Consider the following 11,971-nt stretch of genomic DNA (forward strand, 5'->3'; position numbering starts at 1 on the left):
CACGCGCCATGATCTCGAAATTCTTCATCGAGCGCCCGGTCCTTTCCAACGTCATCGCGATCCTGATGATCCTGATCGGCGGCGTGGCGCTGTACAATCTCGCGGTCGCGCAATATCCCGACGTGGTGCCGCCGACGGTGCAGGTGACGACGCGCTATCCCGGCGCTTCGGCCAAGACCGTGGTCGACACCGTGGCGCTGCCGATCGAGCAGCAGGTCAACGGCGTCGAGGACATGCTGTACATGCAGTCCTACAGCGGCGCCGACGGCACCTATACGCTGACGGTGACCTTCAAGATCGGCACCGATCTCAACTTCGCGCAGGTGCTGGTGCAGAACCGTGTCTCCAGCGCGCTGTCGCAGCTGCCGACCTCGGTGCAGAACCAGGGCGTCACTGTCCAGAAGCGGTCGACCTCGATCCTGCTGTTCGTGACGCTGACCTCGCCGAACAAGACCTATGACAGCCTGTTCCTGTCGAACTACGCCACCATCAACATCCGGGACGAGCTGTCGCGCCTTCCGGGTGTCGGCAACGTCACGGTGTTCGGCGCCGGGCAATATTCGATGCGGGTCTGGCTCGATCCGAACAAGCTGCAGGTGCGCGGGCTGGTGCCGCAGGACGTCATCCAGGCGATCCAGCAGCAGAGCCAGCAGGTCACCGCCGGCCAGGTCGGCGCGCCGCCGACGCCGGCGGGGCAGGCGTTCCAGTACACGCTGAACGTCAACGGCCGCCTCGACGACAAGAGCCAGTTCGAGGACATCATCGTCAAGACAGGCAATGTCGGCGACGTCACCCGGGTCCGCGACGTCGGCTGGGTCGAGCTCGGCGCGCAGACCTACAGCCAGATCTTCTCGCTGAACCAGAAGCCCGCGACCGGCATCGGCGTGTTCCAGTCGCCGGGCGCCAATGCCTTGCAGGTCGAGAAGGCCGTCGAGAAGAAGATGGCGGAGCTCGCCAAGCAGTTCCCGCAGGACATCAAATACGACACGCCGTTCGACACCACCAAATTCGTCAACGCCTCGATCGAGGAGGTTTACAAGACCCTGTTCGAGGCCGGCCTCCTGGTGCTGGTCGTGATCCTGGTCTTCCTGCAGGACTGGCGGGCGATGCTGGTGCCGGCGACCACCGTGCCGGTCACGATCATCGGCGCGTTCGCCGCCATGGCCGCGCTCGGCTTCACCATCAACCTCTCGACGCTATTTGCGATCGTGCTGGCGATCGGCATCGTGGTCGACGACGCCATCGTCGTGGTCGAGGGCGCGGCGCACAATATCGAGCGCGGCATGTCGGGCCACGACGCCGCGATCAAGGCGATGGACGAATTGTTCGCGCCGATCGTCGGCATCACGCTGGTCTTGATCTCGGTGTTCTTGCCGGCGGCGTTCCTGCCCGGGCTGACCGGGCGGATGTACGCGCAATTCGCGCTGGTGATCGCCGCCACCGCGCTGCTCAGCGCCGTCAATGCCGCGACGCTGAAGCCGACACAATGCGCGCTATGGCTGCGTCCTCCCGCTCCGCCCGAGCAGCGCAACTTCTTCTATCGCGGCTTCAACGCGGTCTATGACCGGCTGGAGCGCGGCTACACTCGGCTGGTCAGCGGCATCGCCGGGCATGCCAAGACCTCGGTCGCCGTTGCGCTTGTCATCATCGGGCTTGCCGGCTACGGCCTGTCGCGGGTGCCGACCGGCTTCATTCCGATCGAGGACCAGGGCTATCTGCTCGCCGCGGTGCAATTGCCCGACGGCGCGGCCCTCGACCGCACCCAGCACGTGCTCGACGAGGTCACCAGGATCGCCGGCAAGACCCCCGGCGTCGACCAGGTGGTCAGCATCGCCGGCATCTCCGCGCTCGACAACTCCTCGAGCCTCGCCAATGCCGGCGTCGCCTATCTGATCCTGAAGGATTGGAGCGCGCGCGGGCCGGGCGAGGATCTGCGCTCGCTGGTCTACGGGCTCAACGACAAGCTCGCGGTGATCCCGGAGGCACGCATCCTGGTGATCCCGCCGCCGCCGATCCAGGGCATCGGCAACGCCGCCGGCTTTGCCATGCAGGTCGAGCTGCGCGACGGCAATGCCGACTACGGCAAGCTGCAGGCGGTCACCGGCGCGATCGTGGCCAATGCGCAGACCCAGAGCGCGCTGCAGCGGGTCCAGTCGTCGTTCCGCTCGATGGTGCCGCAGTTCGACGTCGACGTCGATCGCATCAAGACGCAGACCCTGCACGTCACCCCCGACCAGATCTTCGCGGCGCTGTCGTCCTATCTCGGCGCCAGCTACGTCAACCAGTTCACCAAGTTCGGCCGCACCTTCCAGGTCTATACCCAGGCCGAGGCACAGTACCGCCTGAGCCTGCGCGACATCGAGAACATGATGGTGCGCAACAGCAACGGCGACATGATCCCGCTTGGCACGGTCGCCAGGATCACGCCCTCGATCGGCCCGTCGCTGATCAGCCTCTACAACCTCTATCCGTCCGCCTCCATCATCGGGCTGCCGGCGCAGGGTTACTCGTCCGGCCAGTCGATGGCGTTGATGGAGGAGATCGCGACAAGGACGCTGCCGCCCGGCTCGGGCTTCGAGTGGACGGCGATGTCGTACCAGGAGAAGGAGGTCGGCAGCCAGATCTACTATGTGTTCGCGCTGGCGCTGCTGCTGGTCTATCTCGTGCTCGCCGGGCAATATGAGAGCTGGTACGCGCCGATCTCGGTGATCCTGGCCGTGCCGCTGTCGCTGCTCGGCCCGACGCTGGTGCTGCTGAGCCTGAATATCGAGAACAACCTCTACACCCAGATCGGCACCATCCTGCTGATCGCGCTGTCGGCCAAGAACGCGATCCTGATCGTCGAGGTCGCGCTCGAGCGCCATCTGCGCGACGGGCGGTCGGTGCTGGATTCGGCCATCGACGCGGCGCGCGCGAGATTCCGGCCGATCCTGATGACGTCGTTTGCCTTCATCCTCGGCGTGCTGCCGCTGGTGATCGCGACCGGTGCCGGTGCCAACGCCCGCAAGTCGATCGGCATCACCGTGTTCTCCGGCATGATCGCCTCGACCTGCCTCGCCGTGCTGTTCGTGCCGGCGTTCTTCGTCGTGGTGCAGAGTTTCGAGAACTGGCGCAAGGCGAAGAAGGGCAAGACCGCCGCGCCGCAAGCCGCTCCGCAGGCGTCAGGCACGGCGCATTGATTGCCTCGCCCCGCTCTTGCGGAGAGAGGGTTGGGGTGAGGGGCTCTCTCCGTCAGGCGGTGCGAATTGTGAGACCTGTACCCCCTCACCCGGATTGCTCCGCAATCCGACCTCTCCCCGCAAGCGGGGAGAGGTAACACCGCCTACACCTTCACCATGCGCTTGCCGCGGTTTTCGCCGGCGAGCAGGCCGATCAGCGCCTGCGGCGTGTTCTCGATCCCGTCGATGACGTCCTCCTGCACCTTGAGCTTGCCCGAGGCGACCCAGGACTGCAGGTCGGCGAGCGCGGCATCGCGCTGGTCCATGTAGTCCATCACGATGAAGCCTTGCATGATCAGCCGCTTCACCACGATCAGGCCGGGCACGCCGCGCGGGCCGTGCGCGGAGGGGACGCCGTCATATTGCGAGATCGCGCCGCAGCAGGCGATCCGGCCGCGATTGTTCATCTGCGCCAGGCAGGCTTCCAGAATGTCGCCGCCGACATTGTCGAAATAGACGTCGATGCCCTTGGGCGCCGCCGCGCGCAGCGCCTTGTAGGTGGCGCCGTCCTTGTAGTCGACCGCGGCGTCGAAGCCGAGCTCGCTCGTCAGCCAATGGCACTTGTCCTTGCCGCCGGCGATGCCGACGACGCGGCAGCCCTTGATCCTGGCGATCTGGCCGACGATCGAGCCGACCGAGCCCGCGGCCGCCGACACCACCACGGTCTCGCCTTCCCTGGGCTTGCCGACATGGAGCAGGCCGAAATAGGCGGTCAGGCCGGCAACGCCGTAGACGCTGAGCAGGTGCGTCATCGGCTCGAGCTTCGGCATCTTCGCCAGGTGCTTGGCGGGCACGGCGGCATAATCCTGCCAGCCGGTGTCGCCGAACACGAGATCGCCGGGCTTCAGGCTAGGATCCTTCGACGAGATCACCTCGGCGATGCTGCCGCCGGCCATCACGGTGTTGGCTTCCACCGCCGCGCGGTAAGTGGCGCCGTGCATCCAGGCACGGTTGGCGGCATCGAGCGAGATGTAGCGCGTCCGCACCAGCGCCTCGCCGTCCTTCGGTGAGGGGATCGTCCCCTTGGTCAGACGAAAATGCTCGGGGCCAAGCTTGCCGGTCGGCTTTTCGACAAGCAGGATCTGGCGATTGATGGTGTCGTTCATTGGCAATGTCTCCCCCTCGCGTTGGTCGTTTCGCATGCAATTGACTGCGGCACGCGCAGCGCCTTGCACAGATTGTGCGCTGCATGAACGCTAATCCGCGCGCTGGCATTCCACAACGGGAACGTTTCGGCAAAGTCGCGCCGGACGCGAAGCGTGTTGCGTAGCTGCGTAAATCTGCCACACTTGCCTTTCGCCGGGAACTTACGGGGGTAAGAGAATGTCCAGCAGGTTTACGCAGTATATCCTGATTGCGATGGTCCTTGGCATCGCGATGGGGACGATTGTCTTCAATTACTTTCCTGACAGCCGTGTCGAGATCGCAGCAGACGTCAACCTGATCGCGATGCTGTTCCTGCGCCTGATCAAGATGATCATCGCGCCGCTGGTTTTCGCGACTCTCGTCGGCGGCATCGCCCATATGGGAAGCGGCGCCAAGCTCGGCCGCATCTTCGCCAAGACCATGGGTTGGTTCGTCTCCGCCTCCTTCGTCTCGCTGCTGCTCGGCCTCGTGATGGTCAACCTGCTGCAGCCCGGCGCCAACTTCCCCGGCACGCTGCCCGACAAGGCCCAGTCGACCGGCCTGCCGGTGTCGGCGTTCTCGATCGAGAAATTCCTCACCCATCTGATCCCGACCTCGATCGCGGACGCGATGGCGCAGAACGAGATTCTGCAGATCGTCGTGTTCGCGGTGTTCTTCGCGGTTGCGCTCGGCGCGATGCCTGAACGGGCCAAGCCGATCATGAGCCTGATCGACGACCTCGCGCACATCATGCTCAAGGTCACCGGCTATGTGATGCTGTTCGCGCCGCTCGCGGTGTGGGCCGCGATCATGGCGACCGTCTCGAAGAACGGCCTCGGCGTGCTCTGGAAGCTCATCGTCTTCATGGGCGGCTTCTATCTCTCGCTCCTGATCCTGTGGGGCATCCTGGTCGTCGTCGGGTTCATCGTGATCGGGCCGCGCTACAGCCATCTCTTGCGGCTGATCCGCGAGCCGCTGATGATCGCGTTCTCCACCGCCTCGTCGGAGGCGGCCTATCCGAAGACGCTGGAGGGGCTGAACAGGTTCGGCGCCTCCTCGCGCATCTCGGCCTTCGTGCTGCCGCTCGGCTATTCCTTCAACCTCGACGGCACGATGATGTACTGCACCTTCGCGAGCATCTTCATCGCGCAGACCTACCATATCGAGATGTCGGTCGGCACGCAGCTCGCGATGCTGGCGACGCTGATGATCACCTCGAAGGGCGTCGCCGGCGTGCCGCGGGCCTCGCTCGTGGTGATCGCCTCGACGCTGGCGCAGTTCAACATCCCCGAGGCGGGCCTGCTGATGATCATGGGCATCGACACCTTCCTCGACATGGGCCGCAGCGCCACCAACGTGATCGGCAACTCGCTGGCGACCGCCGTGGTCGCGAAGTGGGAGGGCGAGCTGAAGGCCGAGCACGAGCTCGGGCCCGACGACGCGGTGCCGCAGGATGCGGTGCCCGGCGCCGTGATGGCCGGCCATTGAGGGGAGGGATGCATGCATCGCGTCCGCTGGAGGCCGATACGGGCTGAGGCGCCTCTGCTGTCGTCGTGCCTGCTGTCAGCGTGTCTGCTTGCGGCAAGCCTGCTCGCCGCACCGGCCTCCGCACAGCCGGCGGGCGAGGGGCTCAGCCCCACGCTCGCCAACATCAAGGCCACGCACACGGTGCGGATCGGCTATCGCGAAAGCTCGCCGCCGTTCTCGTTCCTCGACCACTCCAACCGGCCGATCGGTTACAGCCTCGAGCTGTGCGATGCGATCGTCGAGGAGATCGGGACCGAGGTCGACGACGCCAATCTCAAGGTCGACTACGTCAAGGTCACCTCCGACGACCGCATTCCGGCGGTCGTCGACAAGAAGATCGACCTCGAATGCGGATCGACCACGGCCAATGCCGAGCGCGGCAAGCTGGTCGCGTTCTCGCCGCTGATGTTCGTGGCCGGCACCAAGCTGATGGTGCCGAAGGCCTCGGGGGTCACCCAGGTCGCCGACCTCAAGGGCAAGACGGTGGTGGTGACCAAGGGCACCACCAACGAGCAGGCGATGCACAATGTCGACGCCAAGCAAAAGCTCGGCCTCAACATCGTCACGGCGCCCGACCACGAGCAGTCCTACCAGATGCTGGTGGACGGCAAGGCGGATGCGTTCGCGACCGACGACATCCTGCTCTACGGCCTGATCGCGCGGCACAAGTCGCAGGACAAATTCCGCGTCACCGGCGACTACCTGTCCTACGATCCCTACGGCATCATGTACCGCAAGGGCGAGCCGCAGATGAAGGACGTGGTCGAGCGCGCGTTCCGCAGGCTCGCCTCGAACCGCGACATCGTCCCGCTCTACAACAAATGGTTCGTCGCCCGGCTGCCGACAGGAGAGAAGCTCAACGTCGCGCTGTCGCCGCAGCTCGAGGAGGCCTTCAAGGCGCTCGACGATTCACCGGGCGGGTCGAACTAGCGCGATGTGATTAGGTTGAATCGTCATCGCGCTTTAGCTCCTCGTTTGAGCATGATCTTTTCGGAAAGCCGCTTCGCACTTTTCCTGATCATGCTTTAGCCACGACGTTCGACCTCTCCCTCGCGGGAGAGGTCGACCGTTCCGGCGGGGCGTCGTTCATCGCCAATAGCGGCGCGACAAATCCAGGCACTGCCGGACCCAGTATCCGTTCACATGGATCAGCTGGCATGTGCTCGGAGGCGGCTCCTTGATGATCGGGTAGCCGTGGATGTCGATATTCGTCGGGGCCGTGACGCCGCGCCAGAACACGGCGTTGGCGGCCGGAGGGTTGAAGGCGGCGGCGAACGCCGCGAGTGCGAGAAGGCTCAAAAGAAGTTTGCGCATAATCTGTATCCGGATCAATCAATACGCGGAAGCCTACTCCCTTGCGCGGGATGAGCAAGGCGCTGAATCGACCAAAATGACGGCCAGAGCTTCGGTGCCAGCCGCACCACGGCCCCCGCGTCAGCCGCCGCGAACCGCCATGCATGCGAGGGCAACGATGCCGACCGCCGCCAGAACAACCATGACCTGGAAAATCGCGCGCCCAAGAATCGCTCCAATCGCTCCCATCAAAGCTCCATCGATCCGGCGGGATCTTCCTTCGGGTGTCCACGCGCCGCGATCTCTGGAGCATCATCGGCAGGCAAGATTCGGCTGTTGAAGTCGGCGAGCTCGTCGCTTCAGCGGCTAATGTCGTTCGGCGACAAGTCGATCGATCTGTTGCTTCAGCTCTGCTTCCATTTCGGAAACGACGTCGTGCGGCAGGCGAGCGCGAAGCGGATCGGTCGTCTCGTGCTGCATCCTGGGCTGCTTGGCGAGCGCGGGGCGTTTAAGCGCCTGATCCTCGATCGATTGTCGAGAGGACGCATAGCTTGTTGCGCCGGCCTTCACGTCAGCCCCGTAGGGTTCGCAAGAATCCTGATCCGACTGCACAGCGTCCTTCATGAACTTTGCCTCCTGGCACTATCTCGCAAGAATTCCCTTGCTCAGGCCCGAACCATTCGGCTCGTCCGGCGCGTCGTTATCAATGACGCTGAAACCTCCAAAGTTGTTCCGCACGGAACCTGCAAAGGTCCGCCGGAGCAGTCCCTCATGAAGCGGGAACCAGAACCATAAACATCCTCATTCGTTAATTTTGGTTGGTTGTTTGGAGGTTGCCATGGGATACGCGAGGCCAATTCGACAAATAGCCGTTGTTGTTGAAGACGACACGATCCAGCGCGACATGATTGCGCTGTTGTTGCAGGAAGGTCATTTCGACGTCATCCAGTGCGAAGACGCCGAGACGGCAGCGCTCGCCATCAAGATGCGTCATCCGTCGCTGGTGGTCACCGACATCAAGCTCACGGGCAAAATGGATGGCGTCGAGCTTGCGCGTTTGGCCCTCGATTGCGACCCGGGCGTGCGCGTTCTTGTCATCTCGGGCCGGCCCCCGGACAGCGCGCTGCCCGAGGGCGTCAAGTTTTTCGAGAAGCCGGTTTATCCCCCCACGCTGCTGCGGGAGCTGGCGTCGTAATTCTCGCCGACGGGTGACCCATGCAAGACGATCCCGAAATCGATTGGCACCGGGAGCAGATTGCGAAGAACCGGGAACTGATCGCGGAATTGCAATCCGGAAATACGGCGGGGGGTGACGTGTTTCCGGAGACGCAAGCCGAGATCGACCGTCTCACGGCACAGATCGAGCAATCGGAATTGATCGTCGCCGCCCATGAAAAGGAGCACCCGCAAGCCTGATCGGGCGCTCTCGGTGCAGGATCGCGCCGGCGAGCCCGCGTCATCGGGCGGGGAGACGCTCCTTACGCGAACACTTCGTCGAGCGCCGCCGAATAGGCCGCCTCGACCAGCGCCGGATGCCGGCGCGCCAGCGCTTCCATCTTCACCCCGGAATTCACCTCGAGGATTTGCCACGCGCCCTCCGTGCGCACGACGTCGATCGAGGCGAAGCGGATGCCGACGGCTTGCGCGGCCCTGACCGCGAGCGCCACGCAGGCCTCGCGCGTCGCGCCATCGGCGAGCAGCACGGGCTCCGCGCCGGCATCGAGGTTGTGCCGCCAGTTGAGCAGGAGCTGTTCGCCGGCGGGCGGAACGGCGTCGAGCGCGGCGGCATCGAAATCCTCGGTGATGGTCTTGAGTTGCTCGGCCGTCGCGCCCGCCTGCGCCAGCGCGCGCAGCGACTGGACGCCGTCGCCAACCACCGACGGGCGCGTCTTGCCGTAGACGATCAGCGCGCGCGCATCGAGCAGCACGACGCGCACCTCGTCCGCGATCTCGGCGTAGGGCGAGATGGCAAGACTTGGATGCGCGGCAAGGATGCGCGCAACCGCCGTCTCCAGCTGCGTTCGCGTGGCCACGCGGAAGACGAGTTCGCCGGAGGTCCCCTCATTGGGCTTGATGACGAGCCCCTGCGGATGCTGCTCGAGCAGACGCTGCATCGCGTCCAGCGAGTCCGATCCCGGGATGTGCTTGCTGAGCTTCGCGCCCAGAAACAGGGTGTGCGGAATGACGGGGACGCCGGCCGATGTCAGCACGTCCGCGCAGGCCGATTTGTCGTTGGCGACCTGATGCGCGACCGCGCTGTTCAGCCCGACGTCGTAGCCGATCGCGAGCCGCCGCGCATTGCCCTTGGTCATGGTGACCAGCCAGCCGCCGGACCGCACCTCGACGGCAATCGCGTGCGCCAAACAATATTTTTTGATGGTTTCCAGGAAGATTCGCTGGCTGATCAGGACCACGAGATCATTTTTCCTTCGTCGCGGTTTTCGCAGCAATTAATTGCCAGATCGGCGCCGATCTCAGCAAGTAAATTACGTGCAGCGCCACGTGTTAACGATGTCGCGGTTGAACCTCTGCGCGAAATCGAACGACTGCCATTCTGAGATCGCAATTGCACGCCAGTTGATCTTGACTATCTCATGCATCGGCGCGATGGACACGCGAGATCTTCAGTGATTTCGGGCACTTCCGCGTCGTCCGAGGCAGCCTAAAAATCAAACCATTCTAATTCTGGTCAGTCGAGAAAACGAAAACCCATGAGCGCGTTCTATCGAGAGAAAGTTCTTTCCGTTCAGCATTGGACCGATACGCTTTTCAGCTTCCGGGCGACCCGCGATTCCGGTTTCCGCTTCCAGAACGGGCAGTTTGCCATGATCGGCCTCGAGGTCGACGGAAGGCCGCTGTTGCGCGCCTATTCGATGGCGAGCGCCAATCACGAGGAAGAGCTTGAGTTCTTCTCGATCAAGGTGCAGGACGGCCCGCTCACCTCGAAGCTGCAGAAGATCCGCGAGGGCGACACCATTCTGGTCGGCCGCAAGGCGACCGGCACGCTGATCACCGACAACCTGATTCCCGGCAAGCGGCTGATGCTGCTGTCGACCGGCACCGGCCTCGCGCCGTTCGCCAGCCTGATCAAGGACCCCGAGGTCTATGATCGCTACGATCAGATCCTGCTGGTGCATGGCTGCCGCCAGGTCTCCGAGCTCGCCTATGGCGAAGAGCTGGTCGCCAAGCTGCGCGACGACGAATTGTTCGGGCCGCTGCTGTCCGAGAAGCTCTCGTACTACCCGACCGTGACGCGCGAGCCGTTCCGCAACCGCGGCCGCATCACCGATCTGATCACCTCCAACCAGCTGTTCACCGATCTGCATCAGGGTCCACTCGACATCGAGACCGACCGCATCATGATGTGCGGTAGCCCGGCGATGCTGGAAGAGCTGAAGCAGCTGTTCGAGACGCGCGGCTTCAAGGAAGGCAGCGGCAATACCCCCGGTCACTTCGTGATCGAGAAGGCGTTCGTCGAGCGCTAAGGCCGCCGCGCTTCAGTTGTCGTCCCGGCCCCCTGTGCGCAATTGCGCACTAGGCCAGGACGACGATGGTGTTTGTGGTGCGCACCATTGCCACGCTGCTATAAATTCCCCAACGCCGCGCGGCCGTTGCCCGAACGCGGCGATCTGGGAGCAGCACCTTGTCCATCACCGATCCGGATGCACCGAAGACCGCCTTTGTGTTTGCCGGCGGCGGCAGCTTTGGCGCGATCCAGGTCGGCATGCTGCAGGCGCTGGCCGCGCATGGCGTGGTCGCCGACATGGTGGTCGGCTCCAGCGTCGGCGCACTGAACGGCGCGTTCTATGCCGGCGACCCGACGGTCTCGGGCGTCGCGCGGCTGGCCGAGATCTGGCGCGGCCTCAACCGTCAGGACGTGTTTCCGGTGACCTGGCGCACGCTGGTGAGCTTCCTGTGGCGGCGCGACTTCCTGATCCCGCATGACGGCGTCCGCAAGCTGATCGACGACTACATCCCATTCCGCAATCTCGAGGATGCACGGATCCCGATCCACATCGTCACCACAGACATCATCAGCGGCGCCAGCGTGGTGCTGTCGGAAGGCCCGACCGCGGAGGCGATCGTCGCATCGACCGCGATCCCCGGCGCGTTCACGCCGGTGCATTACCGCGATCACTTCCTGGCCGACGGCGCGATCTCCAGCAACACGCCGGTTCGCGTCGCGGTCAGGCACGGCGCCAAGCGCCTGATCGTGCTGCCGACCGGGCATGCCTGCGCCAACCAGGCGCCGCCGGTCGGCGCGCTCGCCAACGCGCTGCATGCGCTGACGCTCCTGATCGCGCGGCAGCTCGTCAACGAGCTCGAGAACATCGGGCCCGATGTCGAGTATTTCGTGGTGCCGCCGCTCTGCCCGCTGGTTGGCTCGCCCTACGATTTCTCGCGGACGTCGGATCACATCACCCGGGCGCTCGACACCACCAACGCCTGGCTTGACGGCGACGGCCTGAAGCCCGGGCATATCCCGCACGAATTGCACCCGCACGAGCATTAGGCGAACGGTGCATTCTCCTCATCTCCCCGGCAAGCGCACTCACATGCGCGGCACCGCGTGGTGTGACGCCTTGAATCGAGAACCATCCTCATGGTCGTCCCTGCGAAATCAGGGACCCATACGCCGCGGCCGACCTTGTTGAAAGGGACCCGTGGTTCCAGCGGGGCCCAACAATTGGCATTCGCGGTTATGGGTCCCTGCTTTCCAGGCCGTGCAAAAACCACGCTGTGATGCTGGATTTTGGAGGGAGAGGCTGATTCGGAGGGCTTGATGGGACACGTCGTCGGGCAGTCGC

Annotated in this window: 11 protein-coding genes; 7 read left to right on the forward strand and 4 right to left on the reverse strand. The window is 64.2% G+C overall.

Features of this window, described 5'->3' with window-relative positions:
* Positions 1–8 precede the first annotated feature (8 nt).
* The gene (locus tag E2I15_RS33840) at positions 9–3,179 is read left to right on the forward strand and encodes an efflux RND transporter permease subunit (protein WP_137483248.1); all 3,171 of its coding nucleotides are present in this window, start codon (positions 9–11) and stop codon (positions 3,177–3,179) included.
* A 143-nt stretch (positions 3,180–3,322) separates the two neighbouring features.
* Here E2I15_RS33840 and E2I15_RS33845 read toward each other — a convergent pair whose 3' ends face one another.
* On the reverse strand, positions 3,323–4,324 hold the full coding sequence (locus E2I15_RS33845; protein ID WP_137483249.1) for an NADP-dependent oxidoreductase: 1,002 nt from the start codon (positions 4,322–4,324) through the stop codon (positions 3,323–3,325).
* Between the two features lie 217 nt (positions 4,325–4,541).
* On the opposite strand from E2I15_RS33845, the gene E2I15_RS33850 reads away from it, so the two are divergent.
* Positions 4,542–5,831: a dicarboxylate/amino acid:cation symporter gene (locus E2I15_RS33850; RefSeq protein ID WP_137483250.1), complete on the forward strand. Its 1,290-nt coding sequence runs from the start codon at positions 4,542–4,544 to the stop codon at positions 5,829–5,831.
* A 12-nt stretch (positions 5,832–5,843) separates the two neighbouring features.
* Positions 5,844–6,800, forward strand: a complete 957-nt coding sequence (locus E2I15_RS33855) for an amino acid ABC transporter substrate-binding protein (protein ID WP_137483251.1) — start codon at positions 5,844–5,846, stop codon at positions 6,798–6,800.
* Positions 6,801–6,956: 156 nt separating this feature from the next.
* Here the strand turns inward: E2I15_RS33855 and E2I15_RS33860 are convergent, their stop codons facing one another.
* Positions 6,957–7,184, reverse strand: coding sequence for a hypothetical protein (locus tag E2I15_RS33860; RefSeq protein WP_137483252.1), 228 nt, complete (start codon positions 7,182–7,184; stop codon positions 6,957–6,959).
* A gap of 345 nt (positions 7,185–7,529) precedes the next feature.
* On the reverse strand, positions 7,530–7,787 hold the full coding sequence (locus E2I15_RS33865; RefSeq protein WP_155262720.1) for a hypothetical protein: 258 nt from the start codon (positions 7,785–7,787) through the stop codon (positions 7,530–7,532).
* 214 nt (positions 7,788–8,001) lie between these two features.
* Here E2I15_RS33865 and E2I15_RS33870 point away from each other — a divergent pair, with 214 nt between their 5' ends.
* Entirely contained in the window at positions 8,002–8,358 is a 357-nt protein-coding gene (locus tag E2I15_RS33870) for a response regulator (protein ID WP_137483253.1), read from the forward strand.
* A gap of 20 nt (positions 8,359–8,378) precedes the next feature.
* Complete coding sequence (locus E2I15_RS33875) at positions 8,379–8,579, forward strand: hypothetical protein (RefSeq protein ID WP_137483254.1); 201 nt, start codon at positions 8,379–8,381, stop codon at positions 8,577–8,579.
* A 62-nt stretch (positions 8,580–8,641) separates the two neighbouring features.
* On the opposite strand, the gene E2I15_RS33880 is transcribed toward E2I15_RS33875, so the two are convergent.
* Positions 8,642–9,577 (reverse strand): ATP-grasp domain-containing protein, encoded by a 936-nt coding sequence (locus E2I15_RS33880; RefSeq protein WP_137483255.1) that lies wholly within the window; start codon positions 9,575–9,577, stop codon positions 8,642–8,644.
* Between the two features lie 297 nt (positions 9,578–9,874).
* Between E2I15_RS33880 and E2I15_RS33885 the strand changes: the two genes are divergently transcribed.
* Together E2I15_RS33885 and E2I15_RS33890 are read left to right on the forward strand one after the other, a co-directional pair.
* Entirely contained in the window at positions 9,875–10,648 is a 774-nt protein-coding gene (locus E2I15_RS33885; protein ID WP_024581583.1) for a ferredoxin--NADP reductase, read from the forward strand.
* 158 nt (positions 10,649–10,806) lie between these two features.
* Positions 10,807–11,676 carry a patatin-like phospholipase family protein gene (locus tag E2I15_RS33890; protein WP_137483256.1) on the forward strand — a complete coding sequence of 290 codons (870 nt, stop codon included), beginning with the start codon at positions 10,807–10,809 and terminating at the stop codon, positions 11,674–11,676.
* The last annotated feature ends 295 nt before the right edge of the window (positions 11,677–11,971 follow it).

It is taken from the genome of Bradyrhizobium sp. BR2003 (genome assembly GCF_009720285.1).
Taxonomy (GTDB): domain Bacteria; phylum Pseudomonadota; class Alphaproteobacteria; order Rhizobiales; family Xanthobacteraceae; genus Bradyrhizobium; species Bradyrhizobium elkanii.